Origin of the sequence: Inquilinus sp. NPDC058860, from assembly GCF_042743185.1 — a bacterium.
GTDB lineage: Bacteria > Pseudomonadota > Alphaproteobacteria > DSM-16000 > Inquilinaceae > Inquilinus.
On the sequence record NZ_JBHYMS010000052.1, the window covers coordinates 19606 to 45742 of the forward strand.

Annotated in this window: 26 protein-coding genes; 16 read left to right on the forward strand and 10 right to left on the reverse strand. The window is 71.4% G+C overall.

Features of this window, described 5'->3' with window-relative positions:
- Positions 1-12: 12 nt before the first annotated feature.
- Positions 13-765, forward strand: coding sequence for an SDR family oxidoreductase (locus ACFW16_RS27820; protein ID WP_380311261.1), 753 nt, complete (start codon positions 13-15; stop codon positions 763-765).
- A 17-nt stretch (positions 766-782) separates the two neighbouring features.
- Here the strand turns inward: ACFW16_RS27820 and ACFW16_RS27825 are convergent, their stop codons facing one another.
- The gene (locus ACFW16_RS27825) at positions 783-1565 is read right to left on the reverse strand and encodes a GNAT family N-acetyltransferase (protein ID WP_380311263.1); all 783 of its coding nucleotides are present in this window, start codon (positions 1563-1565) and stop codon (positions 783-785) included.
- Positions 1544-2302 (reverse strand): DedA family protein, encoded by a 759-nt coding sequence (locus ACFW16_RS27830; RefSeq protein ID WP_380311265.1) that lies wholly within the window; start codon positions 2300-2302, stop codon positions 1544-1546. Before ACFW16_RS27830 ends, ACFW16_RS27825 begins: the two co-directional genes overlap by 22 nt.
- A gap of 118 nt (positions 2303-2420) precedes the next feature.
- On the opposite strand from ACFW16_RS27830, the gene ACFW16_RS27835 reads away from it, so the two are divergent.
- Together ACFW16_RS27835 and ACFW16_RS27840 are read left to right on the forward strand one after the other, a co-directional pair.
- Complete coding sequence (locus ACFW16_RS27835) at positions 2421-3059, forward strand: LysE family translocator (RefSeq protein WP_380311267.1); 639 nt, start codon at positions 2421-2423, stop codon at positions 3057-3059.
- 1 nt (position 3060) lies between these two features.
- Positions 3061-3780, forward strand: a complete 720-nt coding sequence (locus tag ACFW16_RS27840; RefSeq protein WP_380311269.1) for an HAD family hydrolase — start codon at positions 3061-3063, stop codon at positions 3778-3780.
- A 106-nt stretch (positions 3781-3886) separates the two neighbouring features.
- Here the strand turns inward: ACFW16_RS27840 and ACFW16_RS27845 are convergent, their stop codons facing one another.
- Entirely contained in the window at positions 3887-4411 is a 525-nt protein-coding gene (locus ACFW16_RS27845; RefSeq protein ID WP_380311270.1) for a MaoC family dehydratase, read from the reverse strand.
- A gap of 38 nt (positions 4412-4449) precedes the next feature.
- On the opposite strand from ACFW16_RS27845, the gene ACFW16_RS27850 reads away from it, so the two are divergent.
- The 9 genes from ACFW16_RS27850 (at position 4450) to purH (ending at position 14145) form a co-directional block, all read left to right on the forward strand.
- Entirely contained in the window at positions 4450-5787 is a 1338-nt protein-coding gene (locus tag ACFW16_RS27850) for an RsmB/NOP family class I SAM-dependent RNA methyltransferase (RefSeq protein ID WP_380311272.1), read from the forward strand.
- Positions 5788-5904: 117 nt separating this feature from the next.
- Positions 5905-6645: an ATP-binding cassette domain-containing protein gene (locus ACFW16_RS27855; protein ID WP_380311274.1), complete on the forward strand. Its 741-nt coding sequence runs from the start codon at positions 5905-5907 to the stop codon at positions 6643-6645.
- Positions 6645-7673 carry an ABC transporter permease gene (locus ACFW16_RS27860; RefSeq protein ID WP_380311276.1) on the forward strand — a complete coding sequence of 343 codons (1029 nt, stop codon included), beginning with the start codon at positions 6645-6647 and terminating at the stop codon, positions 7671-7673. The genes ACFW16_RS27855 and ACFW16_RS27860 overlap by 1 nt, the downstream gene beginning before the upstream one ends.
- 34 nt (positions 7674-7707) lie before the next feature.
- Positions 7708-8655 (forward strand): sugar-binding protein, encoded by a 948-nt coding sequence (locus ACFW16_RS27865; protein ID WP_380311278.1) that lies wholly within the window; start codon positions 7708-7710, stop codon positions 8653-8655.
- A gap of 109 nt (positions 8656-8764) precedes the next feature.
- Positions 8765-9430, forward strand: coding sequence for a ribulose-phosphate 3-epimerase (gene rpe / locus ACFW16_RS27870; RefSeq protein WP_380311279.1), 666 nt, complete (start codon positions 8765-8767; stop codon positions 9428-9430).
- 3 nt (positions 9431-9433) lie between these two features.
- Positions 9434-11098, forward strand: a complete 1665-nt coding sequence (locus ACFW16_RS27875; protein WP_380311281.1) for a heparinase II/III family protein — start codon at positions 9434-9436, stop codon at positions 11096-11098.
- On the forward strand, positions 11098-11925 hold the full coding sequence (aac(3), locus tag ACFW16_RS27880; protein ID WP_380311282.1) for an aminoglycoside 3-N-acetyltransferase: 828 nt from the start codon (positions 11098-11100) through the stop codon (positions 11923-11925). The genes ACFW16_RS27875 and aac(3) overlap by 1 nt, the downstream gene beginning before the upstream one ends.
- A gap of 139 nt (positions 11926-12064) precedes the next feature.
- The gene (locus tag ACFW16_RS27885) at positions 12065-12436 is read left to right on the forward strand and encodes a hypothetical protein (RefSeq protein WP_380311284.1); all 372 of its coding nucleotides are present in this window, start codon (positions 12065-12067) and stop codon (positions 12434-12436) included.
- Between the two features lie 128 nt (positions 12437-12564).
- Entirely contained in the window at positions 12565-14145 is a 1581-nt protein-coding gene (gene purH / locus ACFW16_RS27890; RefSeq protein WP_380311317.1) for a bifunctional phosphoribosylaminoimidazolecarboxamide formyltransferase/IMP cyclohydrolase, read from the forward strand.
- 138 nt (positions 14146-14283) lie between these two features.
- Here the strand turns inward: purH and ACFW16_RS27895 are convergent, their stop codons facing one another.
- From ACFW16_RS27895 to htpX, 4 genes are all read right to left on the reverse strand, one after another.
- Complete coding sequence (locus tag ACFW16_RS27895; protein WP_380311285.1) at positions 14284-15342, reverse strand: M48 family metallopeptidase; 1059 nt, start codon at positions 15340-15342, stop codon at positions 14284-14286.
- The gene (locus tag ACFW16_RS27900) at positions 15339-16388 is read right to left on the reverse strand and encodes a DUF898 family protein (protein WP_380311287.1); all 1050 of its coding nucleotides are present in this window, start codon (positions 16386-16388) and stop codon (positions 15339-15341) included. The genes ACFW16_RS27895 and ACFW16_RS27900 overlap by 4 nt, the downstream gene beginning before the upstream one ends.
- Before the next feature lie 105 nt (positions 16389-16493).
- A complete protein-coding gene (locus tag ACFW16_RS27905) occupies positions 16494-17783 on the reverse strand; it encodes an MFS transporter (RefSeq protein ID WP_380311289.1) in 1290 nt (429 codons plus the stop codon).
- 135 nt (positions 17784-17918) lie between these two features.
- Positions 17919-18791, reverse strand: coding sequence for a zinc metalloprotease HtpX (gene htpX, locus ACFW16_RS27910; protein WP_380311291.1), 873 nt, complete (start codon positions 18789-18791; stop codon positions 17919-17921).
- Positions 18792-18884: 93 nt separating this feature from the next.
- On the opposite strand from htpX, the gene ACFW16_RS27915 reads away from it, so the two are divergent.
- Positions 18885-19073, forward strand: coding sequence for a DUF1674 domain-containing protein (locus tag ACFW16_RS27915; RefSeq protein WP_380311293.1), 189 nt, complete (start codon positions 18885-18887; stop codon positions 19071-19073).
- 149 nt (positions 19074-19222) lie between these two features.
- Here the strand turns inward: ACFW16_RS27915 and ACFW16_RS27920 are convergent, their stop codons facing one another.
- Positions 19223-20206 carry an isopenicillin N synthase family dioxygenase gene (locus ACFW16_RS27920; protein WP_380311295.1) on the reverse strand — a complete coding sequence of 328 codons (984 nt, stop codon included), beginning with the start codon at positions 20204-20206 and terminating at the stop codon, positions 19223-19225.
- Between the two features lie 145 nt (positions 20207-20351).
- Between ACFW16_RS27920 and ACFW16_RS27925 the strand changes: the two genes are divergently transcribed.
- The gene (locus ACFW16_RS27925; RefSeq protein ID WP_380311296.1) at positions 20352-21953 is read left to right on the forward strand and encodes a glucan biosynthesis protein; all 1602 of its coding nucleotides are present in this window, start codon (positions 20352-20354) and stop codon (positions 21951-21953) included.
- Between the two features lie 16 nt (positions 21954-21969).
- Here ACFW16_RS27925 and ACFW16_RS27930 read toward each other — a convergent pair whose 3' ends face one another.
- Positions 21970-22887 carry a LysR family transcriptional regulator gene (locus ACFW16_RS27930; RefSeq protein ID WP_380311297.1) on the reverse strand — a complete coding sequence of 306 codons (918 nt, stop codon included), beginning with the start codon at positions 22885-22887 and terminating at the stop codon, positions 21970-21972.
- 96 nt (positions 22888-22983) lie between these two features.
- Between ACFW16_RS27930 and ACFW16_RS27935 the strand changes: the two genes are divergently transcribed.
- On the forward strand, positions 22984-23862 hold the full coding sequence (locus ACFW16_RS27935; RefSeq protein WP_380311299.1) for an NmrA family NAD(P)-binding protein: 879 nt from the start codon (positions 22984-22986) through the stop codon (positions 23860-23862).
- Between the two features lie 37 nt (positions 23863-23899).
- Here ACFW16_RS27935 and ACFW16_RS27940 read toward each other — a convergent pair whose 3' ends face one another.
- Complete coding sequence (locus ACFW16_RS27940; protein ID WP_380311301.1) at positions 23900-24043, reverse strand: hypothetical protein; 144 nt, start codon at positions 24041-24043, stop codon at positions 23900-23902.
- 237 nt (positions 24044-24280) lie between these two features.
- Here ACFW16_RS27940 and ACFW16_RS27945 point away from each other — a divergent pair, with 237 nt between their 5' ends.
- A complete protein-coding gene (locus tag ACFW16_RS27945; RefSeq protein WP_380311303.1) occupies positions 24281-26125 on the forward strand; it encodes an ABC transporter ATP-binding protein in 1845 nt (614 codons plus the stop codon).
- Positions 26126-26137 lie beyond the last annotated feature (12 nt).

The window sequence follows — 26137 nt, forward strand, 5'->3', positions numbered from 1 at the left end:
GGAGAGACGCAGATGACGAGCAAGGTGGCGCTGGTGACGGGGGCCGGGTCGGGCGTCGGCCGGGCGGTGACCCTGGCCTTCCTGAAGGATGGCTACAAGGTGGTGCTGGCCGGCCGCCGGCAGGATGCGCTGGAGGAGACCATCCAGCTGTCGGGCGTCCCCGCCGACCAGGCCCTGGTGGTGCCGACCGACGTCACCGATCCCAAGAGCGTCCGCGCCCTGTTCGACGCCGCCAAGGCCCACTTCGGCCGCCTGGACGTGCTGTTCAACAATGCCGGCGTCAACGCCCCCGGCGTGCCGCTGGAGGAGCTGACCTTCGAGCATTGGAAGGCGGTGGTCGACACCAACCTGACCGGCCCGTTCCTGTGCACGCAAGAGGCCTTCCGGATCATGAAGGACCAGGCCCCGCAGGGCGGCCGGATCATCAACAACGGCTCGATCTCGGCCCATGTGCCGCGGCCGAACTCCGCCCCCTACACCGCCACCAAGCACGCCATCACCGGCCTGACCCGGTCGACCTCGCTGGACGGGCGGAAGTACGGCATCGCCTGCGGCCAGGTCGACATCGGCAATGCCGCCACCGACATGGCCTCGAAGATGGCCAAGGGCGTGCCCCAGGCCGACGGGTCGATCAAGCCGGAGCCGCTGATGGACGCGGCCCATGTCGCCAGCACCGTGCTGATGATGGCGGCCCTGCCGCTCGACGCCAACATCCAGTTCGTCACCGTGATGGCGACCAACATGCCCTTCATCGGCCGCGGCTGAGGCCTTAGGCGTCCGGCCTACGCCTCCCGGATGTACGGCGTGGTCGTCGTCAGGACCCGGAAGCCGAGCCGCTGCAGGATCGGCCGGCTTTCGGAGGAGGCGTCGACGGTGAGGAAGCGGAAGCCCCGCGCCTTCGCCTCGGCGGCGCGCTTCGCCACCAAAGCGCGGTAGATGCCGCGGCCGCGCCAGTGCGGCCGGGTGGCGCCGCCCCACAGATCGGCGAAGCCGGTGCCGGGGTGGAACCGGATCCAGCCGGCCGAGACGCAATGGCCGTCGGCCATGGCGAGATAGACCGACAGCCGGTCCGGCGCCGCCGCAATCTCGGCCCCCAGCACCTCCGACCGCCAGTCGTCGTCCGAACCGTAGACCGCGGCCATCAGGTCGTCGATGGCGCCGAACCGCACCGGGTCGACCACCCGCTCGACGGTCACGCCCTCCGGATCGACCGGCGGCGGCAGCGGGCCGTCGAGGTCGAGCGCCACCAGCGTCTCCAGCTCCTCCGGCACGAAGCCGGCGGCCTCCAGGCGTCGGTCGAGATCGGCCGGCGCATCGTGGCCGTACAGCTTCCACTCGACCGACCGGCCCTGGCCGGTGAAGAACGCGGCCTCGCGCGCGATCGCCGCATCGGCCGAGGCGGCGTCGAGCCGGCTCCACTGCACGAAATTGTCATGCGCCCCCGGCCCGGGGCCGACGATGCGGGTGACGTCGGGCAGCGTCTCGACCCGGTAGGCCGGATCGGCCTGCACCGGGGCCCGCCGCAGCTCGGCGTCGAAGCGCCTCAGGATCTCGGTGGGGTCCATTCGGCCCTCCCCTGTTCCGCGGCCGGCCGCCGCCGGCGGATCCAGGCGTAGGCCACCGCAGCCGCAAGGGCAAGGCCGAGCACCGCCAGCCCGATGACCATCGGCGACGGCCTGTACTCCATCGCCAGCCGGCCGGCGAAGGCGACCGGTGCGATATGGGCCGGCGCCCAGATGAAGGCGGACACCACATTGGCGGCGTAGAACCGGCCGCGCGGCATGTGCAGCATCCCGGCCACGACCGGGACGAAGGCCCGGATGCCCGGCGTGAAGCGGGCGATCACGATGGCCCAGATGCCCCAGCGCTCGAAGAAGATCTCGCTCCGCCGCAGCAGGGGCGCGGACGACGCGAGCAGCCGGTGGCCGCGGATATAGGGGCCGAAGCGGCGGCCGATCCAATAGGAGACGCCGTCGCCGAACACGGCGCCGAGGCTCGTCCACAGCGCGAGCGACCAGAAGTCGACGGCGCCGGCGGCGACCAGCCCCCCCATGGCGAGCAGGATGGCGATCCCCGGGACGAAGGCGCCGACGATGACGATCGACTCGCCGGCGGCGACCAGGAAGCCGAGGGCCAGCGCCCAGGCCGGATGCGCGGCCGCGAGGTCGATGATCGGCTGCACCAGCCCGGGAAGCGCCTCGCCGATGGTGGTCGAGGTGGTCTCGATCGCGTCGATCGCGCCTTCCGTCAGATCCGCGGTCGACGTCTCGATCCGATCCAAAGCTGCCGGAGCATCCGCCATCGTCCCGTCCGCTCCCGCTATCGTCTTCGAGGAATGCTTGCTCTATCGATCTGTTGTGACGAATTCTGGGCCGCGCTGCCAGTGCGGCGAATTCCCGCCCCACCGCCCCGGAGGACTCGTGAACGGCACCCTGCTTCTGGCCTGCGGTCTCGCCGGCTTCGCCTACGGCATCTCGCCGGGGCCGGCGGTGCTGGCCCTGTTCGGCATCGCCGCCGGCCAGGGGCGGCGGGCCGGCGCCACCTTCCTGTGCGGCCACCTGGTCGGCGACGCGCTGTGGTCGGCGCTGGCGCTGACCGCGATCATCGGCGCCCAGGTGATCGGCCCGGCGGTGTTCGACACGCTCGGGCTGATCTGCGGCGCCTATCTGCTGTGGCTCGGCTGGTCGGCGCTGACCGTGCGCCGCGGCTCCGACGGCACGATCGACACGTCGGTGCGGCGGCCGCTGCTGCGCGGCCTGCTGTTCGGCGTGACCAACCCGAAGGGCTATCCGGTGGCGGTCGCGACCTTCACCGCCCTTCTCACCAGCTATGCCGCCAGCCTGACCTGGTCGGAACTGCCGGCGCTGGTCGCCGCCGCCTGCCTCGGCGCCGTCGGCGCCTATGTCATCCTGGTCGGCGTCGCCGGCGCCGCTACGGTGCGCGGCTTCTACCGCCGGCACGAGATCTGGTTCGTCCGCGCCTCCGGCCTCCTGTTCCTCGGCTTCGCCCTGCACGCGCTGGCCGAATCGATCACCGGCCTCGCCGCCCGCCGGAGCTGAGATGCCCGTTCCCCTGACCGTCGCTTTCGACGCCGACGACACCCTGTGGCACAGCGAATCCGTGTTCGAGGAGACGCATGGCCGGCTGGTCGCCCTGCTGTCCCCCTGGGTCGACGCCGGGACGCTGGAGCGCACCCTGCTCGACACCGAGGCGCGCAACCTGAAGATCTTCGGCTACGGCGTGAAGGGCTTCACCCTGTCGATGATCGAGACCGCGATCGAGATCACCGGTGGCCGCATCGGCGCCGCCGAGATCCGCACGATCCTCGAGCTCGGCAAGGCGATGATGGACCACCCGGTCGAGCTGATCGACGGTGTGGTCGAGACGCTGGACGCGCTGGCGCCGGACGCCGGGGCGGGGCGGATCCGGTTGATCGTGATCACCAAGGGCGACCTGTTCCACCAGGAGAGCAAGGTCGCCCGCTCCGGCCTCGCCGAACGCTTCGACGGCGTCGAGATCGTGGCCGAGAAGGACGAGGCGACCTATCGCCGGATCCTGCAGCGCACCGGCGCGACGCCGGACCGGTTCCTGATGATCGGCAACTCGATGCGGTCCGACATCCTGCCGGTGCTCGACCTCGGCGGCCAGGCGGTGCACATCCCCTACCGCATCACCTGGGCGCTCGAGGCGGTGAGCCGGCCGGAGGTGGCGCCGCCCGGCTTCCACACACTCGATTCGATCCGCGAAGTGCCGGCGCTGGTGGCGCGGCTGCTGGGATAGGCGCCCGCTCGAGACCGCGCTGGTGTGAGTCGGCTGGCGGTGGCTTCGAGAACCGGCGCGCAGCGGACGTTCAAGTCCGTGAGCACCGGAAGCGCAGAAGCCGCCGTCAGACGGCCGCACCAGTAGCGGTATCGGATGGGCGCCTCGGCACCACCATGTTCGCGATCATGATCTGCACCGGCTCGCCCGCCTGGTTCAGCGTGGTGATCCGGGTCTTGACCATGCCGCGGTCGGGGCGCGACCGGGACGGCCGGATCTCCAGCACCTCGCTCTCCACCCGCAGCACGTCGCCCGGGCGGACCGGCCGCGGCCAGCGCATCTCGTCGGTGCCGCCGCCGATCAGCCCGCCGGCCGGCAGGAACTCGCCACCGACCAGGAGCTTCATGGTCAGGGCCGCGGTGTGCCAGCCGCTGGCGGCCAGGCCGCCGAAGAAGGTCGTCTTCGCCGCCGCCTCGTCGAGATGGAAGGGCTGCGGGTCGAACTGGGCGGCGAAGGCCTTGATCGCCTCGGGCGTGACCGCGACGGTCCCCGAGCCGAAGCGCTGCCCGACCTGCAGATCCTCGAGATAGAGGCGGCGGGTGGCGGTGTGGTCCGGCGGCATCGGCGTGTCCTCCATGATTGCGCCCAGCATGGCGCGGCGGAGCCGATCGCGGAAGTGACCGGCGGCACATGGCACTGGCCCGCCCGGCGCCGATGGTCTACATCCCGCGCATGACCGACACCGGATTGGCCACGCGCAAGGCCGCCGTCGAACTGCTGCGGGCCGTTCTGGCGCAGCGGCGCCCGATCGACGAGGCCCTCGATTCCCATCTCGCCCTGCAGGGCATGGAACCGCGCGACCGCGCCTTCACCCGATTGCTCGTGAGCACCACGCTGCGCCGCCTCGGCCAGATCGACGCGCTGATCGACGGCGCGCTGAACACGCCGCTGCCGCGCGGCGCCGCCACCGTGCGCGACGTGCTGCGGCTGGGCCTGGCCCAGCGCCTGTTCCTGGCGACGCCGTCCCATGCCGCGGTCGACACCTCGGTCGAGCTGGCCGGCCTGACCGGCTTCGCCGGCATGAAGGGGCTGGTCAACGCCGTGCTGCGCCGGCTGGCCGAGGACGGCCCGGCCCTGCTGGCCGGCCAGGACGCGCCCCGGCTGAACACGCCGGACTGGCTGTGGTCGCGCCTGGCCGAGGCCTATGGCGCCGCCACCGCCGCCGCGATCGCCGAGGCCCATCTGCACGAGGCGCCGCTGGACCTCTCGATCAAGGCCGACCCCGATCTCTGGGCCGCGCAGCTCGACGCCCGGCACCTGCCGACCGGGACGCTGCGGCGCGAGGCCGGCGGCATGGTGCCGGAGCTGCCGGGCTTCGCCGAGGGCGCCTGGTGGGTGCAGGACGCCGCCGCCGCCCTGCCGGCCCGCCTGTTCGGCCCGATCCCGGGCCGCCGCATCCTCGACCTCTGCTCGGCACCCGGCGGCAAGACGGCGCAGCTGGCCGCCGCCGGCGCCGCGGTGACGGCGCTCGACCGCTCGACCCGGCGGCTCAAGCGGGTGGCGGAGAATCTCGAACGGCTCGGACTCGCCGCCGAGCTGCACACCGGCGACGCCGAGACCTTCACCGGCGGCGCCCCCTATGACGGCGTGCTGCTGGACGCGCCCTGCAGCGCCACCGGCACCATCCGCCGGCACCCCGACGTGCCCCGGCTGAAGGGGCCGGAGGACGTGGCCAAGCTGGCGGCGGCGCAGGCGCGGATGCTGCGCCGCGCGGTCGAGCTGGTGCGGCCCGGCGGCATCCTGATCTGGTGCACCTGCTCGCTGCTGCCCGAGGAGGGCGAGGCGCAGATCGACCGGCTGCTGGCCGAGGACGACCGCCTGATCCGCGTGCCGGTGGCGGCGTCGGAGGTCGGCGGGTCGGCCGAGCTGCTGACCGCGGCCGGCGACGTCCGCACCCTGCCCTCGCATTGGCCGGATCTCGGCGGCCTGGACGGGTTCCACATCGCCCGGCTGAAGCGGCGATCCTGATCCTCCGGCTCTTTCGCTAATAATCAGACAAAAACAATTGCGCTCCGCCGCGCTCTCTTTCACAGTTCCGCCCGAAACGAGGCCGGGATCACCGGGGCCAGGGAGGAACGGAGCGGGATGGCGCTTCTGGAGCTGCGTGACATTGCCAAGCATTTCGGGGCGATCCACGCCCTGAACGGCGTCAGCTGGTCGATCGAGCCCGGCGAGGTGGTCGGGCTGATGGGGGACAACGGCGCCGGCAAGTCCACCCTGGTCAAGGTCATGGCCGGCAACTTCCCGCCGACCTCCGGCGAGATGCTGCTGGAGGGCAAGCCGGTGCATTTCCACAAGCCGGTCGACGCCCGCGAGGCCGGGATCGAGGTGGTCTATCAGGACCTCGCCTTGGCCGACAACCTGACCGCCGCCGCCAATGTCTTCCTGGGCCGCGAGCTGAAGACCGGGGTCTGGCCGCTGCGGCGCCTGGACCACAGCGCCATGAACCGCAAAGCGCAGTCCCTGTTCGCCGAGCTGAAGTCGGAGACCCGCGCCGGCGACCTGGTGCGGCTGATGTCGGGCGGCCAGCGCCAGGCCGTGGCCATCGCCCGCACCCGCCTGGCCAACGCCAAGCTGATCCTGATGGACGAGCCGACCGCGGCGATTAGCGTGCGCCAGGTGCACGAGGTGCTGGAGCTGATCCGCCGCCTGCGCGACGGCGGCATCGCCGTGATCCTGATCAGCCACCGCATGCCCGACGTGTTCGAGGTCTGCGACCGGGTGATCGTGATGCGCCGCGGCCGCAAGGTCGCCGACAAGCGCATCGCCCAGAGCTCGCCCGAAGAGGTGACGGGCCTGATCACCGGCGCGCTGGAGGCGGCGTGATGGCGACGGCCACGATGAATTTCGACAACGTCCGCAGGCAGGGGCCGCTGCATCGGATCCTGTCGTCCCAGATCACCTATGTGCTGGCGGCGCTGGTGATCCTGATGGTGGTCATGGCCTTCGCGTCGGACAAGTTCCTGACCGGGCGCAACCTGCAGAACGTCGCCCAGAACTTCTCCTACATCGCCATCGCGGCCTTGGGGCAGACGCTGGTGATCATCCTGGCCGGCATCGACCTGTCGGTCGGCTCGGTGATGGCGCTCGGCGCCGTCGCCACCAGCCTGGCGATGACCTGGACCGCCGACTGGGCCCTGTTCGTCGACTGGCCGGGCCTGGCGCTGGCCTTCGGCGTACTGGCCGGCGTCGCGGCCGGCGGCGTGGTCGGGCTGGTCAACGGCCTCTTGATCGCCCGGCTGGGCCTGTCGCCCTTCGTCACCACGCTCGGCATGCTCAGCGTCTGCCGCAGCTTGGTCTACGTCGTCACCCAGGGCCGCGGCTCGCCCACCGCCGGGCCAGCCAAGGACCTGTTCCGGACCCTGGGCAACGAGCCGCTCTTCGGCCTGCTGCCGCCGTCGCTGATCTACATGGCGGTGCTGGCGGTGATGATCTGGTACCTGCTGCGCCACATGCAGTGGGGCCGGCACGTCTTCGCCATCGGCGGCAACGAGAAGGCGGCGGCGCTGACCGGCGTGCCGGTCGAGCGGGTCAAGATCTCGGTCTATGTCTTCTGCAGCGCGCTGGCCGGCTTCACCGGCGTGCTGCTCCTGGCCTGGCTCGGCTCCGCCCCCGCCAACACCGCGGTCGGCTACGAGCTGCGGGTGATCGCCGCCTCGGTGATCGGCGGCGCCAACCTGACCGGCGGCCTCGGCGGCCCGCTGGGCGCCATCACCGGCGCGGCGCTGATCGAGGTCATCCGCAACGGTCTGATCCTGGGCGGGGTGCAGCCCTACTGGCAGGATTTCTTCGTCGGCGTGTTCATCATCCTGGCGGTGCTGCTGGACCGCATCCGGTCCAAGCGCGCGGCCTGAGACGGCAAACGAGTTCAACAAGGGGAGGACCATTATGAAGAAGCTACTTTTGGCCGCGGTGGCGCTGGGTGCCGTCATGGCCATGGCCGGCGGGGCGAACGCGCAGGACAAGCTGCGCTTCGCCCTGGTGCCGAAGGCCATGAACAATCCCTATTTCGACCTGTCGCGCGACGGCTGCATGGACGCGGCCCAGAAGCTGGGCGTCGAATGCGTCTATATCGGCCCGGTCGAGCATGAGCCGGCCAGCGAGGCGCAGATCGTGCAGGACCTGATCACCCAGGGCATTGACGGGCTGGCGATCTCGGTGGCCGATGTCGACGCCATGACCAACGTCATCAACCAGGCGGTCGAGGCCGGCATCCCGACCATCACCTTCGACGCCGACGCGCCGGGGTCGAAGCGCCAGGCCTTCGTCGGCACCGACAACTACGCCATGGGCAAGGCGATCGGCGAGATGGCGGCCAAGCTGAAGCCCAGCGGCGGCACCTTTGCCCTGGTCTCGGGCGGCCCGGCCGCGGCCAATCTGAACGACCGCGTGCGCGGCGTGATCGACGGGCTGGGCGCCGGCTGGACCCAGGTCGAGGGCTCGCCGCTGTACTGCAACGACGACGCCGCGCTGGCGGTGCAGCAGTTGCAGGACACGCTGACCGCGCATCCGGACATCGACGCCCTGCTGCCGGTCGGCGGCTGGCCGCTGTTCGTGCCGGACGCCTTCCGCAACTTCGCCGAGCCGATCAAGGCCAAGCTGGCCTCGAAGGAGGTCGTGCTGGTCTCGGCCGACACGCTGAAGTCGGAGCTGGAGCTGCTGCGCGACGGCTACGCCAACGGCCTGATCGGCCAGCAGCCCTACCAGATGGGCGCGCTGGCGATGGAGATGCTGCAGAAGCTGAAGAAGGGCGAGAAGGTCGAGGAGATCACCACCGTCGGCCTCGACACGGTGACCCCGGACAACGTCCAGGAGTTCCTGGCCAAGGCGAAGTGAGCCCTTCATGATGGGACAGGCCGGGGTGGCGCGCCGCCCCGGCCATTCCTTTGACGCCACGGCTTCGTCACGGTTGTGACGCGGTCGGCCAATTGTTATGAGGACGATCATGGTCAAGCCGGTCGTGATCGCCCCCTCCATCCTCTCCGCCGACTTCGCCCGTCTGGGCGAGGAGGCGCGCGCCATGACTGAGGCCGGGGCCGACTGGCTCCATCTCGACATCATGGACGGGCATTTCGTGCCCAACATCACCTTCGGCCCGACCGTGGTGAAGGCGCTGCGGCCCTGGTCCGCCCTCCCCTTCGACACGCATCTGATGATCGGCCCGGCCGATCCCTACATCCCCGCCTTCGCCGAGGCGGGGGCCGACCGCATCAGCTTCCACCCCGAGGCCGGGCCGCACCCGCACCGCACCGTCCAGCTGATCCGCTCGCTGGGCAAGGCGCCGGGCGTGGTGCTGAGCCCCGGCACGCCGGTCGCCATGGTCGAGGAGCTCTTGGGCGACATCGACCTGGTGCTGGTGATGACCGTGAACCCCGGCTTCGGCGGGCAGAGCTTCATCGAGAGCCAGATCGACAAGATCGCCCGGCTGCGCGCGATGATCGACAAGTCCGGCCGCGACGTGCGGCTGGAGGTCGATGGCGGCGTCACGCCGGAGACGGCGCCGTGGGTGATCGCCGCCGGCGCCGACACGCTGGTCGCCGGCACGGCCGCCTTCCGCGGCGGCCCGGGCGCCTACGCCGCCAACATCGCCGCCATCCGCGGCAAAAGCTGAGCGATGAGGACTCCGCGCACCCTCACCCGCAGCGTCCACGACCAGCTGACGCGGTTCGCCTATTCGAACCCGCTCTACTCCGTGGCGCTGGGGCGAAAAGGGCCGCGCGACCTGCTGATGGTGCCGCCCGACCCCTGGCCGGGCGACGCCGAGCGCGGCGTCGCGCTGATCGCCGGACTGTACAAGCTGGGCGGCCAGACCTACGAGGCGGCGGCGGCCGCGCCGTGGGAGCCGTTCGGCGCCGCCCCCGAGTTCATCGCGGCGCTGCACGGCTTCGAATGGCTGCGCGACCTGCGCGCGGCCGGCGGCGACCAGGCCCGGCGGCAGGCGCGGCGGCTGATCGACCATTGGATCGAGCGCTACGACCGCTGGCACCCGCTGATGTGGCGGCCGGACATCCTGGGCCAGCGCGTCGCCAGCTGGCTCGGCGCCCACGACTTCTTCTGCGCCAGCGCCGATGACGACTTCCGCATGCGCGTCTTCGCCAGCCTGTCGCGGCAGCTGCGCCACCTGGCCCGCGTCGCCGACGGCGACCCGCTGGACCCGCGCCAGATCCAGACCGTGCGCGGCCTGGTCTACGGCGCCGTCGCCCTGCCCCAGGGCCGGCCGCGGCTGGACCAGGCCCAGCGCATCCTCGGCAAGTGCCTGCCGCGCCAGATCCTGCCGGACGGCGGCCACATCCAGCGCAACCCGGCGGTGCACCTGACGGTGCTGCGCCAGCTGATCGACATCCGCGCCGCCTTCCGCGCCGCCCAGGCGCATGTGCCGGACGCGCTGCACCTGGCAATCGACCGGATGGCCCCGGCGCTGCGCCTGCTGCGCCACGGCGACGGCGGCTTCGCCCTGTTCAACGACGCGCAGGAGGGCGAGCCGGTGCTGATCGACGCCGTGCTGTCCCAGGCCGATTCCAAGGCCCGGGCGCCGAAGAGCGCGCGGCACAGCGGCTTCGAGCGGGCGATGGCCGGCCGCACCCTGCTGCTGCTCGACGTCGGCGCGCCGCCGCCGGCCGGCATCGACGAGGGCGCCCATGCCGGGCTGCTGTCCTTCGAGCTGTCGGTCGGGCGCGAGCGCATGATCGTCAACTGCGGCGCCTGGCCCGGCCGCGGCAGCGCCGAGGACAGTGCCTGGCACACCGCCCTGCGCGGCACCCCGGCCCATTCCACGCTCAGCGTCGCCGGCCGCGATTCGGCCGAGGTGCTGCGCGACGCCGGCATCGGCAAGCGGCCGCGCCAGATCGAGATCGACCGGCAGGAGACGCCGCAATCGGTGCTGATCGACGCCTGGCACGACGGCTACCGCGAGGCGCTGGGGCTGATCCACCGCCGCCGGCTGGAGCTGTCGGCCAATGGCGACGAGCTGCGCGGCGAGGACATCCTGTTCGCCGAGACCGACGCCGCCCGCGGCCTGCCCTTCGCCATCCGCTTCCACCTGCATCCGGCGCTGCAGCTGTCGCCGGTGCAGGGCGGCAGCTCGGTGATCATCCGCCTGCCCGGCGGCGACGGCTGGCGCCTGCGCGGCTATGGCGGCGAGGTGGCGCTGGAGGAAGGCATCTATGCCGGCCGCGGCACAGAGCGCCGCAAGACCACGCAAGTCGTGATCTGGGGCGAGGTCGGCGCCGAGAGCACCGGCGTGCAGTGGATCCTGCGCCGCGAGCGCCGGCTGGCCTGATGCCTGCCGACATCCACACCCGGCGGACGCTGGCCGTGCAGCTTCGCCGGATCGGCCTCTCGGCTGACGATTCGGTGATGGTGCATGCCGCGCTGCGCTCGGCCGGCCGCATCCTCGGCGGGCCCGATGCGTTGATCGACGCCCTGCACGACGTGATCGGCCCGGGCGGCACGATCCTGGTCTACACCGACTGGAGCGACGACTATCACGACCTGCTGGACGACGACGGGACCGTGCCGGCCGAGCTGCGCGACGACATCCCGCCCTTCGACCCGGCCGCGTCCCGCGCCCGCCGCTTCAACGGCGCCATCGCCGAGCTGGTCCGCACCCGGCCGGGCGCGCGGCGCAGCGCCAATCCCGGCGCCTCCTTCGCCGCGGTCGGCGGCCGGGCCGAGTGGTTCACCGCCGACCACGCGCTCGACTACGGCTATGGCGAGCTATCGCCTTTCGGCAAGCTGGTCCAGGCCCGCGGCAAGGTGCTGATGCTCGGCGCCCCGCTCGACGCCATGAGCCTGCTGCACCATGCCGAGCACCTGGCCCGGATCCCCGGCAAGCGCATCGCCCGCTACGAAGCGCCTATCCTGGTCGAGGGCCGGACGGTGTGGCGCCACTTCGAGGAGTTCGACACCTCCGACCCGGTCGTCGACGGGCTGCCGGAGGGCTATTTCGCGACCGTGGTCGAGGACTTCCTGGCCACCGGCCGCGGCGTGCGCGGGACCGTCGGCGCCGCCGCCTCGGTCCTGGTCCCGGCGGTCGAGATGACGGATTTCGCGGTGCGCTGGCTGGAGAGCCGGTGCGATTTCGGGTCTGCTTCAAGCCAGCCCTGATTGTCGGCTGTCAACCCGTGCGGAGATGGGCGGCGGGACGGACCGATCGCGGCGGTTCCCCCGCCATGCTATCCTCGCACCCGTCGCACACTCGTTGACCCGGCCCCAAGGGACCGGGCAGGAGAAGGCCTCTTCGGTCATGGATCTGGATTGGTGGCGTATCGTCCTGAGAGAGTTGGCATCGTCGCAACGCGTCCTCGTAGGGCTCGTCTTCCTGGGTTGGCTGATCGGCGCCGGCGGGATCGTGGGGGCTGGCGCCATCGACAACATGGCGCGCCACGCCCCTTCAGTTGCCGACGCCGTCTATCGTTACCCCTACCAGTTCAAGGGCCAGCTTCGATTTCTGAACGATTGGCAGCAGCAGGTCGAGGCGATCTCCAGGATCATGATGCCCGCAGGCCTCGCCATTTTCGTTGCGGCAGGCGCCGCCGAGTTTCGGCGTCGCCACCGAGAGTCCGACGAGCGCTCGCAGCGGGTGCTCCGTGGCAGCGGCCGAACGGAATTGGGATAGGGTCGCGACGCAGATCGGACCTCCGTATCCGGCGCCGACCGGCCCGGTTTCCGGGCGATCCAATGATCGACATCCTTCCCCGTCGGGTCTAAAGACGGGCGCATTGCCGTCCTGGAGCCGTTCCGATGATGACCGAAGCCGCCCTGCCGATCCGCCGCGCGCTGATCTCCGTCTCCGACAAGACCGGCATCGTCGAGTTCGCCCGGTTCCTGGCCGAGCGCGGGGTCGAGATCCTGTCGACCGGCGGCTCCTTCAAGGCCCTGGCCGAGGCCGGCATCCCGGTCAAGGAAGTGTCGGCCCATACCGGCTTCCCCGAGATCATGGACGGCCGGGTCAAGACCCTGCATCCGAAGATCCACGGCGGCCTCTTGGCCCGGCGCGACAGCGACGAGCATGTCGAGGCGATGACCGATTACGGCATCGCGCCGATCGACCTGCTGGTCTCGAACCTGTACCCGTTCGAGGCCACGGTGGCGCGCGGCGCCAGCTTCGAGGACGGCATCGAGAACATCGACATCGGCGGCCCGGCGATGACCCGCGCCGCGGCCAAGAACCATGCCTTCGTCGCCGTCGTCACCTCGCCGGTCGATTACGAGCCGCTGCGGCTGGAGATCGCCGCCAATGGCGGCACGCTGGGCCCGACCCGCCGCCGTTTGGCCGCCGCCGCCTTCGCCCGCACCGCCGCCTATGACGCCGCCATCGCCGGCTGGTTCGCCGAGGTCGAGGGCGAGACCTTCCCGCCGCGCCTGTCGCTGTCCGGCAAGCTGGCCGAGACGCTGCGCTATGGCGAGAACCCGCACCAGGACGCCGCGCTCTACCTGAGCGGGCCGGCCGTGCCCGGCCCGGCCACGGCCGAGCAGGTCCAGGGCAAGGAGCTGAGCTACAACAACATCCTCGACGCCGACGCGGCCTTCGAGGCGGTGTCGGAGTTCGCCGAGCCCGCGGTCGTCATCGTCAAGCACGCCAACCCCTGCGGCGTCGCCGTCGCCGCTTCGCTCGGCGAGGCCTATGCCAGGGCGCTGGCCTGCGACCCGATCAGCGCCTTCGGCGGCATCATCGCCGCCAACCGGCCGATCGACGGCGCCACTGCGCAGGCGATCACGGCGCTGTTCGCCGAGGTGGTGATCGCACCGGACGTCGAGCCGGAGGCCGCCGCCGTCTTCGCCGCCAAGACCAATCTGCGGGTGCTGAAGACCGGCGGGGTGCAGGACCCGACGCAGCGCCGCCGCGTGCTGCGCAGCGTGGCCGGCGGCTTCCTGACTCAGACCCGCGACGACGCGGCGCCGGAGGCGTCGGAATTGAAACTGGTGACCCGCAAGGCGCCGACCCCGGCGCAGATCGAGGACCTGCTGTTCGCCACCCAGGTGGCGAAGCATGTCCGCTCCAACGCCATCGTCTTCGCCAAGGGCCGGGCCACGGTCGGCATCGGCGCCGGGCAGATGAGCCGGGTGGACAGCGTCAAGATCGCCGTGTCGAAGTCGGCGGAGGCGGCCCAGGCCGCCGGCGAGGCCGGCTCGCGCATCGCCGGTTCGGTGGCGGCGTCGGAGGCGTTCTTCCCCTTCGCCGACGGCCTGCTGGCCCTGGTCGAGGCCGGCGCCACGGCGGTGATCCAGCCCGGCGGGTCGATGCGCGACCGCGAGGTGATCGAGGCCGCCGACCAGGCCGGCATCGCCATGGTGTTTACCGGGCGGCGACATTTCCGGCACTGAGCCGGCCGCATGAATTGAATTCCCTTTACTGTCATTGCCGGGCTTGACCCGGCAATCCAGAAGATGTCGACAGTCTCTGGATGCCCGGGTCAAGCCCGGGCATGACAGCAAGAGGGAAGATGGCGACCTATAGTTGCCTCACCCGCACATCGCCTTCACCGCCTGCCATTCGGCGTCGCTCATGGCCGGGGCGCCGGCGGTGTCCGGCGTGTCGGGCAGGGCGCGTTCCTCCAGCGGCGGATGGGTGGCCAGGAAGGCCGGCCCCTCTCCGGCCCGTCCGTCCTTCGCCAGGCGGTGGAACAGGGTGGACAGACCGTCGCGGCGCAGCCCGGCCCCGGCCAGGAGTTGCAGCCCGGTCTCGTCCGCCTCGCGCTCGAAGCCGCGGGAATAGGACAGGGCCACCAGCTCCGACCCCGCCTGGCCGAGCCGGCTGAGATCCGACCCGCCGGTCAGCAGCGCCAGGATCGACAGCCCCTGCTGGCGGATGATGCCCTGCAGCCCGTGCCGGTGCAGCACATGCCCCATCTCGTGCGCCAGCACGCCGGCGAACTCGTCCGACCCGTCCATCCGGTCGATCAGGCCGCGGAACATCAGGATCCGCCCGCCCGGCGCCGCCAGAGCGTTGGGCACCTCGCTGTCCAGCACCTCGACCCGGAAGCGGTAGGGCGATTCCCGGCCGGCCGCGAGACGCCGCACCAGGGCGTCCACCGCCGCGCGGCCGTCGGGCCCGGTACAGGCGGCCGGGTGGCGCAGCATCAGCCCGATGCTGTCCGCGACGGAATCGCCGAGCGAGACCTCATCCTCGACCGGCACCAGCGTGGCGATCGACGCCGACAGGCGCGGCAGCAGGAGCAGCACGGCGCCCATCACCGCGGCCAGACCGACGGTCCAGATCAGGATGGTCCGCCCGCTGCCGGCTTCGGGCGGCCGCAGCGGGGCGCCGGCCGCGCGCAGCCCCGCCAGGGCCGCCGGGTCGTCGAGGGTCAGCCGGGCATCGCCCTCCCCGGATCGCAGCCGCACCGGCGCCGCCGCCTTGCCCGCCAGCTGCAGCGAGGCGAGCGGCCATTCCGCGAGGATCGCGCCGTCCTCGCCCGCGATCACCAGCCGGTCCGCCATGACCATGGCGCGGACCGGCGTGACATGGGCCGTCCGGCCGTCCGAATACCGGCCGGACCAGGCGGCCGGCCCGGGGCTCACAACCCGCCGCCGTCGAGCAGGGCGAACAGCCCCTCGCCGGTGCGCGGGCCGGCGTCCGAGGACTGGGCCACCGCCTCCAGGTCCAGCGCGCCGCCGATCGCCATGGTCTCGCAGCTCGCCTTCAGCACCGGATGGCCGAGAATGACGAAGCCGATCGTCGGCGCCAGCGCCACATAGGCCCAGATGCCGAGGATCATGACCGTTGATGTGGCCGGCGGCGGCGCGTGCGTCCGGGCCGCCTCGACCGCGGCGACGATGGACGGCACGAGGAGGGCGGCGAAGATGGCGATGGTGATGACGGCGAGAAGGATCGCCGGCCCCAGCACCTGGCCGAGGCGGAGGCGGCCGTCGAGCCGCAGCCCGGCGATGCTGATGGTCGAGGACCAGTAGCGGAACTCGCGCACCCGGTACCACACCAGCATGATGCCGAGCGTCGGTCCCGCCAGCAGCATGGTCAGGATCCACGGCCAGATCAGCTTCGCCCCCCGCGCCTCCATGCGGAAAGGCACGGTGCCGTAGCGCGCGTTGTTGACGATCGTCCGGGCCTGCCAAGTCCGCAGCAGCGGCAGGCAGATCCCAAGCGTCGCCACCGTCAGCAGCGAGTAGCCGATGGTGCCGAGGACGAAACGGCCCGCCGTGCCGTCGAGGCCGAAGCGGATGCCGCGCCAGAGAGTGCGAGACAAGCGATAGCGCGTGGCGAGATAGACCGCTGCGACCGCGAGCGCCGCCACGATCAGGTAGAACGCCAGCGAAGCCAGCAGCAGACCGATCCTCGAGCGCGCCAACATCCCGCCGACCCAACCGATGACGAACAGCGCCAAGCCGATGCTGATCAGCAGAGCGATCGCCTTGAGGAAGCCGAAGAACAGCTCCTTGCCGGTGCCGGTGTACTCGAAGGGCTCGCCGTCGACGCTGACGGCACCCCAGATCGCCCGCCGGATCTGCGTCCGGCCCCAGAAATTGTAGATGCCCAGCGTCACCACGGACAGCAGCATCGTCTTCAGGAACAGGCCGCCGATCCCGAACCGGCTGCCGTCGTAAGCCACGCGCCCCGTCCGGGGCGCCACATCGTCAATCGCCATTTTGAAAATCACTCCCCACCAATGCAGACAATATTCCTGGAGGTGAGGAGATCTGTCAAATTGTATGTATCAGCCGCGCGCCGGTTCCCGCACCGTCGCCACGATCAGCCCGCCGAGCGCGAACAGGGCGATGACCGTGGCCATGCCGGCGCGCTGGGTGGCGAAGGCGGTGGTGGCCGCCGCGAACAGCCAGGGGCCGAGGAAGCCGGTGGCGCGGCCGGTGAAGCCGTAGAGGCCATAGGCCTCGCCCTCGCCGCCCGGCGGCGCCAGCCGTCCCATCAGGGTGCGGCTGGCCGCCTGGGCCGGCCCCAGGAACAGGCCCAGCACCAGGGCCAGGCCGATGAACCAATAGGGATCGGCGACCAGGATGATCGGGACGCCGAGGGCGACGAGCCCGACGATCGAGACCAGGATCGTCGGCTTCGACCCGATCGCGTCGTCGACCCAGGCGAACAGGATGGCGCCGATGCCGGAGGTGACGTTGAGCCCGATCGCGAACAGCACCAGCTGGCCGAAATCGAGGCCCAGCGCGCCCGCGGCGTAGATGCCGCCGAAGGCGAACAGCATGTTGAAGCCTTCGCGGTAGACCGCGCTGCCGACCAGGAACCGCACCAGGTTCCCCTGCCCCGGCAGCGATTTCAGCGTGCGCCGGAGATCGGCCAGGCCGCGGCGGATGGCGGCCCCGATCGGCGCGCCGCCCGGCCGCTCGCGCACCAGCAGCAGGAGCGGCAGGGCGAACACGACCCACCACAGCGCCACCAGCGGCCCGGTGGCGCGCGGTCCCGCGGCCTCCACCGCCGGCAGCGGCAGCAGCGGCGCCGCGCCGCCGAAGCCGATCAGCCCGAACAGGGCGATCACCAGGCACACCAGCCCGCCGAAATAGCCGAGCCCCCAGCCCCAGCCGGAGACGCGGCCGAGCATGCCCGGCGGCGCCACGTCGACCAGCAGGGCGTTGTAGAAGACGTAGGACAGCTCGAAGGCAACGGAGGCGAGGCCGACCAGCAGCATCGCCGGTACGATCCAGGACGGGTCCGGCGCCGCGAACCAGAGCAGCGCCGTCGGCACCACGGCCGCGGCGACGCAGGCGGCGAGCCAGGCCTTGCGCCGCCCGCCATGGTCGGCGACGGCGCCGAGCACCGGGCTGAGCAGCGCCACCGCAACGCCGCCGGCGCCGACGGCGACGCCCCACAGCGCGGCCCCATGGTCGGCGTCGCCGACGATGCCCTTGGCGAAATAGACCGAGAAGACGAAGGTGCCGATGACCGTGTTGAAGGCGCTCATCGCCCAGTCGTAGAGGCACCAGCCGAAGATCGCGGCCCGCGAGTTTGCGCGCGGGATGGAGGCGGCTTCGGCGGTCATGGGCGGAGGCCTTGATGGCCGCCGGATTGCGCTGGACGCCCGCAACCAGACTGAGTCCCCCCTCCCCTTGCGGAAGGGGGATAGGGGGAGGGGGGACTCGATGGGGTCGGCGGAGACGTCAGCAGCGCGAGGAGATCATCCCCACGGCCCGCGGTCCTGGGCCGGGGCGCCCGCCAGCCGCCGCAGCGCGGCGACGCGGTTCGCGGTCGCGGGGTGTGTCGAGAACAGGCTGTCGACCGCATGGGCGTGGAGCGGATTGATGATGAACATGTGGGCGGTGGCGGGGTTCCGCTCCGCCGCACCGTAATCGATCCGCTTGGCGAAGGCTTCGATCTTTTCCAGGGCGGAGGCCAGCCACAGCGGCCGGCCGCAGATCTCGGCCCCGACCCGGTCGGCCTCGTATTCGCGCGAGCGGCTGATCGCCATCTGCACCAGCATGGCGGCGAGCGGCGCCAGGATCACCGTCAGGATCACGCCGATGAAGCCGAGCGGGTTGTTGCGGTTGTCGCCGCCGCCGAAGAACAGGCCGAAATTGGCCAGCATCGACAGGGCGCCGGCGATGGTCGCGGTGATCGTCATGATCAGCGTGTCGCGGTTGCGGACATGCGCCAGCTCATGCGCCATCACGCCCGCCACCTCCTCCGCCGACAGCCGGCTCAGCAGGCCGGTGGTGGCGGCAACCGCGGCGTTCTGCGGGTTGCGGCCGGTGGCGAAGGCGTTCGGCTGGTCGGTGTCGATGATGTAGACCCGCGGCATCGGCAGCTTCGCCTGCTCGGCCAGCTGGGCGATGAGATTGTAGAAATCGGGCGCGGTGCGGGCGTCGACCTCGCGCGCATTGTGCATGCGCAGCACCATCTTGTCCGCGTTCCAGTAGGCGAACAGGTTCATGCCCACCGCCACCAGCAGCGCGATCATCATTCCGCCCTGCCCGCCCAGCAGCCAGCCCGCCGCCATGAACAGCGCGGTGAGGGCTGCCAGCAGCATCGCCGTGCGGATGTAGCCCGACATCAGGTCCTCCGTCGTCTCGTCCCGGATGAGATGGCCCCGGCTTCGTCCCGATCAAGCCTGGACTCGGCGGCCATATCCCGCCATATCAAAGGGATGAGCGAGACCGAGCCCCCTGCCGGCAAGCTCCTGTCCCCGCAGGAGCTGGCCGAGCGTATCGACCCGCGCACCGGCGCCCCCGTCGAGGCAGTGCCGCAGAAACCCGGCGAGATCGGCGGCCCCAAGGGCCTGGAGCCGACCCGCTACGGCGACTGGGACGTGAACGGCCGCTGCTCGGACTTCTGAGAGATCGTCCGATAACGCTATTGGTGCGGCCGTCTGGCGGCGGTTTCTCCGCTTCCGGTGCTCACGGACTATAACGTCCGCTGCGCTCCGGTTCTCGAAACCGCCACCAGCCGATTCACAGCAGCGCGTTCTCGGACGATCTCCACGGCTCAGGAGCCAGCGGGCAGCGTCACGGTCGAGCGGAACTTCGACGCCAGATGCGGGCCGGACAGCACCGGAGCGTATCTCGGCGTTTCACCCGGCCCGAGGCAGGTCGGCAGGCAGGCAATCTCCGCATCCCAGTTCGGCTGGTGGAAGAAGGCGATCGACTGGCGCCGGGTCGATCCCGCCGAATCCGGCGGCGGGTTGACGACGCGGTGCAGGGTCGACCGCCAGCGGTCGTTGGTCCAGCGCGCCATCAGGTCGCCGAGATTGATCACGAAGCCGCCCGGCACCGCCGGCACCGCGTGCCAGGCCCCGTCCGCCCCCTGCACCTCGAGCCCGCCGGGCGCGTCCTGCGGCAGCAGGATGGTCAGCGAGCCGTAATCGGTGTGGGCGCCGGCGCGCAGCTGCCCCGGCTCCGGCGGCACCGGCTGGTCCGGATAGTTCAGCAGCCGCAGGGCACTGATCGCCCGGTCGATCCGGCTGTCGAAGAAGTCCTCCGGCAGGTCGAGGCCAAGGGCGAAGAGGCGCATCAGCCGCCCGGCGAGATCGGACAGGGCCCGGTAATAGGCCAGCATGGCGTCGCGGAATCCAGGCGGCTCGGCCGGCCACAGATTGGCGGCCCAGGCGAAGGCGACCGCGTCCGCCGACTCGGGCGGCGGCGTCAGATCGGCCGGGCCGATCGAGAAGCTCTCCTTCAGGTCGGGCGGCCGCCGGTCGCCGAGCGACCGGGCCAGGCTCTCCCCCGCCACCGGCGAATAGCCATAGGGATAGCCGGGCCGCGGCATCACCACGCTGCGCTTCGCCGCCTCGGGCAGGTCGAAGAAGGCGCGGGCCGCCGCCCAGCCCCGGTCGATCACCGCCGCCGGCACGCCGTGGCCGGTCACCACCAGGAAGCCGACACGCGCGCAGGCCTCGGTCACCGAGGCGGCCACCGGCCTCGTCTCCCCCGCCGCCGCGGGCGCCAGATCGATCACCGGCACCAGGCTCATCCGCACCTCCCTTGTCCGGCGCCATCTCACGACGCTGCGTCGCCGCGGTCAAAGCCTGTCATGCCTTGCCGCGGAGGGAGGCGGGTTTATCTGCTGGATCGACGGGCTTCGGCTCGTTGCCCGAGAATCCGGTTCCGGAGGCTGCATGACGACGATCCCGCTCCATCGCCGCGCCCTGCTCCGCGCTGCCGGATCGGCCGCGCTGCTGGCCGGGCTGCCGGCCCGCGCCCGCATCGCCGCGGCGCAGCAGCAGGGGCTGGCGTTCGGCCCGGCCGCGCCCTTCTCCTTCGAGGCGCTGGTCGCCCAGGCGCAGGCGACGGCGGCGCAGCCGTACCAGCCGCCCACTCGGCCCGCCCCCGAGGTCGTGCAGGCGATCGACTACGACGCCCACGGCAAGATCCGGTTCAGGACCGATCTCGCCCCCTTCGCCGACGGCAGCGGCGCCTATCCGGTCACCTTCTTTCATCTCGGCCGCTATTCCGGCGAATCGGTGCGGATGTACCTGGTCGGCGCCGACGGCGCCCGCGAGATCCTGTACCGGCCGGATTATTTCGACATGCCGGCGGACAGCCCGGCCCGGAAACTGCCGGCCGATTCGGGCTTCGCCGGCTTCCGCCTGCAGGAACGGCACGGGCGCGACGACTGGCGGACCCAGGATTGGGTCGCCTTCCTCGGCGCCTCCTATTTCCGGGCGATCGGCGCGCTCGGCCAGTACGGACTGTCGGCGCGCGGCGTCGCGGTCGACGTCTTCGCCCCGGGCAGGCCGGAAGAGTTCCCGATCTTCACCCAGTTCTTCATCGCCGAGGCGCCGGACCCGGCGCAGCCGGCGGTGGTCTGCGCCCTCTTGGACGGGCCCAGCATCAGCGGCGCCTACCGGTTCACCCTGCACCGCACCGAGGGCGTGGTGATGGAGGTCGAGGCATCGCTGGTCCTGCGCCGGGCGGTGGCCCGCCTCGGCCTGGCGCCGCTGACCTCGATGTTCTGGTACGGCGAATACGGCCGCGGCCGGATGCTGGACTGGCGGCCGGAGGTGCATGATTCGGACGGGCTGGCGATCTGGACCGCCGCCGGCGAGCGGATCTGGCGGCCGCTGAACAACCCGCGGGCGATCACGGTGTCGAGCTTCGGCGGCGACAGCCCGCGCGGCTTCGACCTGCTGCAGCGCGACCGCGCCTTCGACCACTACCGGGACGGCGTGCTCTACGACCGCCGCCCGAGCCTGTGGGTCGAGCCGCTGGCGCCCTTCGGCCGCGGCGCGATCCAGCTGGTGGAGATCCCGACCGACGACGAGATCCACGACAACATCGTCGCCTTCTGGGTGCCGGAGGGCGAGGCCGCGGCCGGCGACCGCCACGACCTGAGCTACCGGCTGCACTGGCTGGCGGACGAGCCCTATCCGGATGCGGGCATCGCCCGCACCGTCGCCACCCGCATGGGCCGCGGCGGCGAGCCGGGCAAGCCGCGGCCGCCCGGCGTCTTCAAGATCGTCGCCGAGTTCGACAACCCGGCGGTGATGCGCCGGATTCCCTTCGGCGTGTTCCCGGAGGTGGTGGCCACCGCCTCGCGCGGCACCGTCCAGCGGCCGTTCAGCGAGCCGGTGCCGGACGGCAATGTCTGGCGCGCCACCTTCGACCTCGCGGTCGACGGCAGCGACCCGGTCGAGCTGCGGATGTTCCTGCGCCTGGACGGCCGGCCGCTGACCGAGACCTGGCTGTACCAGTTCCACCCGGAGCCGCCGCCGGCTTGAGGCGGCCGCCCGGCGGTCAATCCCGGGTCGCCTCGCGCGCCGCCTCCGCCACCTGCCGCCGCAGCCAGGCGTGGGCGGGGTCGTCCTGCCGCCGCTCGTGCCAGATCATCGACACGGTCAGGGGCTCGGTCTCGAGCGGCAGCTCGAGCACCTCAATGGGCGCGGTGGCGGCGATGCGGCGCGCCAGCCGGCGCGGCAGCGACAGGATCATGTCGCTCTCGGCCACCAGCATCGGCGCGGCGATGAAATGCGGCAGCCGCATCGCCACCCGCCGGGTCAGCCCGTGCCGGGCCAGCGCCAGGTCGACCGGCGCCTCGCCGCGGCCGGTGATGATCACCAGCAGATGCGACAGGGCGGCGAAGCGCTCCAGCGTCAGCCCCGCCGCGATCACGGGATGGCCGCGGCGGACGGCGCAGACCAGGTCCTCCTGGTAGAGCGCCCGGTGGAAGAAGCCGGCCGGCAGGGTGTCGTAGACGCCGAGCGCCAGGTCTGCAGCATCGGCGGCGATCAGCCCGACATGGTCGCCGGCGGGGGGCGGGATCTCCAGGTCCAGCCCCGGCGCCAGGCGCGACAGCCGCGACACCAGCGCCGGCATCACCAGCAGGGTGGTGTAGTCGACGCCGGCGATGGTGACCCGGCCGTGCGCCGTCGCCGGGTCGAAGGCCGCCGGCGCCACGATCGCCCGGGCGCCCTCCATCAGCCGCGCCACCGGCTCGGCCAGGGCGGTGGCCCGCGGCGTCAGCTCCAGCCCTTGCGGCGTCCGCACCACGACCCGATCGGCCAGCAGCCGGCGCAGCCGGCCGAGCGCCCGGCTGGCCGCCGGCTGGCTGAGGCCGAGCCGCTGCCCGGCCCGGGTGACGCTGCGCTCGCGCAGCAGCGCGTCGAGCAGCTTCAGCAGGTTGAGGTCGACTCCGGCCAGATCCACTTCGCGCATGTGAAAGATCATATCCATGCATTTGAGATATGGCGACCGCCATCGCATCTCCTCGGCACCGACCCGGCTGCGGGCGGGTGAACGCAGGAGAAAGCCATGTATGTCGTTGCCGGCGTGAGCGGGAACACGGGGGCCGCCGCCGCCCGCACCCTGATCGAAGCGGGCGCGCGCGTCCGCGTCCTCGTCCGCGATGCCGCCAAGGCCGAGAGCTGGGTACGGCAGGGCGCCGAGGTCGCGGTCGCCGACCTCGCCGATGCCGCGGCGCTGACCGCCGCCCTGTCCGGGGCGCGCGGCGCCTATCTGCTGAACCCGCCCGGCTACACGGCGGAGGATCCCTTCGCCGATGCCGAGGTCGTGGCCGACGCCATCGCCCGGGCGGCGACCGCCGCCCGCCTGCCGAAGCTGGTGGTGCTGTCCTCGGTCGGCACGGACCGGCCGAGCGGCACCGGCATGATCGCCACCACCCGGACGCTGGAGCAGCGGCTGGCCGGGATCGGGCTGCCGGTGACCTTCCTCCGCGCCGCCTATTTCATGGAGAACTGGGCGGAAGTGACCGGCGTCGCCGCCGCGGAGGGCGTGCTGCCCAGCTTCCTGGCGCCGCTCGACCGGGCCATCCCGATGGTCGCCACCGCCGATATCGGCCGCGTGGCTGCCGAGGCGCTGCGTGAGGACTGGGTTGGACAGCGGGTGATCGCCCTGCAGGGACCGGCCGCCACTTCCCCGAACGACGTCGCCGCGGCCTTCGCCAGGGCGCTCGGCAGACCGGTGCAGGCCGTCGCCGTCCCGGAGGCGGGCTGGGCCGAGGCCCTGTCGCATGGCGGCTTCTCGGCCCGCAGCACCGCCGGCTTCATCGAGATGATGCGGGGCATCAACAGCGGCCATGTCGATTTCGGCAGCGATCCGGCGGCCGAGCCGCGCCGCGGCCGGAAGCCGATCGATACCGTCGTCGCGGAGCTGGCGCGGGCGGCGGCCTGAACACGAGGGCGAGGGGCCGGGGCCCCTCGCCCGCCGGTTACTTCAGCTTCGACAGGCCGCAATCGCCGCTGCCGTACGCCGAGTCGGCCTGGCCGAGCGCGTCGCGGATGCCGTCCGCCAGGGCCGGCCGGATGCCCCATCCGGCCAGTGCCACCAGAATCGGCACGATGATGTATTTCATGTCTTATCCCACTTCGGATGCCGCGGCCGGACGATCCGGCCGCGCCCCTGCATCCATGCCGGCGATTCTAGAGGCTGGCGCCGGGCCGCCAGTGACCGCGCGCACAGACGAAAATGTCGCGAGCCCTGCGCTGAACGAATTCCTGTGTCCAATTGTCCGGTCTTTTCGCCGCCGCATTGTCGGCGCAGGCTGCAAGCCTGCCGCCCAAAGAAGAACGCCCGCCGGAAGCCCCGACCCATGTTCCGCTTTTTCGAAGCCCGCGTGCTGCCGACCGCCACGGGCATGCCTGGCCAGCCGCCGGGCAATCTGCTGCGGTTCTACTGGTTCTTCCTGCGACAGGTCCGCTGGTACTACATCGCCCTGCTGGGCGCCGGGCTGACCGTCGCGCTGCTCGACGCGCTGATCCCGGTCTTCATCGGCCGGGTCGTCACCCTGCTCAGCACCGTCACGCCCGAGGCGCTGTTCGCCGACCACTGGCACCTGCTGGCCGGGATGGCGGCGGTGCTGCTGATCTGCCGGCCGGGCGCCCTGTTCCTGCAGGCGCTGATCACCAACCAGATCATCGCCTCGGGCTTCACCAACCTGGTCCGGTGGCAGAGCCACTGGCACGTCGTGCGGCAAAGCTGGACCTTCTTCCAGAACGACTTCGCCGGACGCATCGCCAACCGGGTGATGCAGACCGGCGTGGCCCTGCGCGACAGCACGGTGACGTCGATCGTCGCGGTCTGGTACCTGACGGTCTACGGCACCAGCGCCCTGGTGCTGCTGGCCAGCGCCGATCTGTGGCTGGCGCTGCCGACCATGGGCTGGTTCGCGGTCTATATCCTGCTCCTCACCTATTTCGTGCCGCGGCTGAAGCAGCGCTCGCTGGAGATGTCGGAGGCGCGATCGCTGCTGACCGGCCGGATCGTCGACAGCTACACCAACATCCTGACGGTGAAGCTGTTCGCCCGGGCGAAGGAGGAGGACGAGTACGTCCGCGAGGCGGTGGACGGCCACACCACGATCTTCCGCGGCCAGCTGCGGCTGATCACCTTGTTCAACCTGTGCCTGTCCACCACCAACGCGCTCTTGGTGGTGTCGACCGCCACCATCGCCATCCTGCTGTGGCGCCAGGGGATGGTGGCGCTGGGCGCCGTCGCCATGGTCCTGCCGCTGACCTGGCAGATCGTCAACATGGCCGGCTGGGTGGCGCAGCAGGTGACCACGATCTTCGAGAATATCGGCGTGGTGCAGGAGGGCATGATCTCGATCGCGAAGCCGCTGCGCCTGGTCGACAAGCCGGGCGCCAAGCGGCTGAAGGTGACCGAAGGCGGCATCCGCTTCGACAATGTCAGCTTCAACTACGGCCGGCCGGGCGGGGTGATCGAGAACCTGAACCTCGATATCCGTCCGGGCGAGAAGATCGGCCTGGTCGGCCGCTCCGGCGCCGGCAAGTCGACGCTGGTCAACCTGCTGCTGCGCTTCTTCGATGTCGAGCGCGGCCGCATCCTGATCGACGGCCAGGACATCGCCGGGGTGACGCAGGAGAGCCTGCGCGAGCAGATCTCGGTGGTGACCCAGGACACCTCGCTCTTGCACCGGTCGATCTTCGAGAACCTGAACTACGGCCGGCCGACCGCCACCAAGGCCGAGGTGATCGCTGCGGCCAAGCAGGCCCATGCCCACGACTTCATCCTGGATGTCGAGGACTGGCGCGGCCGGCGCGGCTACGAGGCCCATGTCGGCGAGCGCGGCGTAAAGCTGTCCGGCGGCCAGCGCCAGCGCGTCGCCATCGCCCGGGTGGTCTTGAAGAACGCGCCGATCCTGATTCTGGACGAGGCCACCTCCGCCCTCGATTCCGAGGTCGAGGCGGCGATCCAGGAGCAGCTCGAGGACCTGATGCAGGGCAAGACGGTGATCGCCATCGCCCACCGCCTGTCGACCATCGCCCGGATGGACCGGCTGGTGATCCTGGAGCGCGGCCGCATCGTCGAGGTCGGCAGCCATGACGAGCTGCTGAAGGCCAACGGCCACTACGCCTCGCTGTGGCGCCGCCAGTCCGGCGGCTTCCTGGGCGAGGAGGAGCAGGCGGCGGAGTAGGAACGCCGCGGA

Excerpts from the sequence above, each read along its gene's own strand:
- ACFW16_RS27820 (WP_380311261.1), top strand. The coding sequence starts at position 13 with ATGACGAGCAAGGTGGCGCTGGTGACGGGGGCCGGGTCGGGCGTCGGC.
- ACFW16_RS27825 (WP_380311263.1), bottom strand. The coding sequence starts at position 1,565 with ATGGACCCCACCGAGATCCTGAGGCGCTTCGACGCCGAGCTGCGGCGG.
- ACFW16_RS27830 (WP_380311265.1), bottom strand. The coding sequence starts at position 2,302 with ATGGCGGATGCTCCGGCAGCTTTGGATCGGATCGAGACGTCGACCGCG.
- ACFW16_RS27840 (WP_380311269.1), top strand. The coding sequence starts at position 3,061 with ATGCCCGTTCCCCTGACCGTCGCTTTCGACGCCGACGACACCCTGTGG.
- ACFW16_RS27845 (WP_380311270.1), bottom strand. The coding sequence starts at position 4,411 with ATGCTGGGCGCAATCATGGAGGACACGCCGATGCCGCCGGACCACACC.
- ACFW16_RS27850 (WP_380311272.1), top strand. The coding sequence starts at position 4,450 with ATGGCACTGGCCCGCCCGGCGCCGATGGTCTACATCCCGCGCATGACC.
- ACFW16_RS27855 (WP_380311274.1), top strand. The coding sequence starts at position 5,905 with ATGGCGCTTCTGGAGCTGCGTGACATTGCCAAGCATTTCGGGGCGATC.
- ACFW16_RS27860 (WP_380311276.1), top strand. The coding sequence starts at position 6,645 with ATGGCGACGGCCACGATGAATTTCGACAACGTCCGCAGGCAGGGGCCG.
- ACFW16_RS27865 (WP_380311278.1), top strand. The coding sequence starts at position 7,708 with ATGAAGAAGCTACTTTTGGCCGCGGTGGCGCTGGGTGCCGTCATGGCC.
- rpe (WP_380311279.1), top strand. The coding sequence starts at position 8,765 with ATGGTCAAGCCGGTCGTGATCGCCCCCTCCATCCTCTCCGCCGACTTC.
- ACFW16_RS27875 (WP_380311281.1), top strand. The coding sequence starts at position 9,434 with ATGAGGACTCCGCGCACCCTCACCCGCAGCGTCCACGACCAGCTGACG.
- ACFW16_RS27885 (WP_380311284.1), top strand. The coding sequence starts at position 12,065 with ATGGATCTGGATTGGTGGCGTATCGTCCTGAGAGAGTTGGCATCGTCG.
- purH (WP_380311317.1), top strand. The coding sequence starts at position 12,565 with ATGACCGAAGCCGCCCTGCCGATCCGCCGCGCGCTGATCTCCGTCTCC.
- ACFW16_RS27905 (WP_380311289.1), bottom strand. The coding sequence starts at position 17,783 with ATGACCGCCGAAGCCGCCTCCATCCCGCGCGCAAACTCGCGGGCCGCG.
- htpX (WP_380311291.1), bottom strand. The coding sequence starts at position 18,791 with ATGTCGGGCTACATCCGCACGGCGATGCTGCTGGCAGCCCTCACCGCG.
- ACFW16_RS27915 (WP_380311293.1), top strand. The coding sequence starts at position 18,885 with ATGAGCGAGACCGAGCCCCCTGCCGGCAAGCTCCTGTCCCCGCAGGAG.
- ACFW16_RS27920 (WP_380311295.1), bottom strand. The coding sequence starts at position 20,206 with ATGAGCCTGGTGCCGGTGATCGATCTGGCGCCCGCGGCGGCGGGGGAG.
- ACFW16_RS27925 (WP_380311296.1), top strand. The coding sequence starts at position 20,352 with ATGACGACGATCCCGCTCCATCGCCGCGCCCTGCTCCGCGCTGCCGGA.
- ACFW16_RS27930 (WP_380311297.1), bottom strand. The coding sequence starts at position 22,887 with ATGCGCGAAGTGGATCTGGCCGGAGTCGACCTCAACCTGCTGAAGCTG.
- ACFW16_RS27935 (WP_380311299.1), top strand. The coding sequence starts at position 22,984 with ATGTATGTCGTTGCCGGCGTGAGCGGGAACACGGGGGCCGCCGCCGCC.
- ACFW16_RS27940 (WP_380311301.1), bottom strand. The coding sequence starts at position 24,043 with ATGAAATACATCATCGTGCCGATTCTGGTGGCACTGGCCGGATGGGGC.
- ACFW16_RS27945 (WP_380311303.1), top strand. The coding sequence starts at position 24,281 with ATGTTCCGCTTTTTCGAAGCCCGCGTGCTGCCGACCGCCACGGGCATG.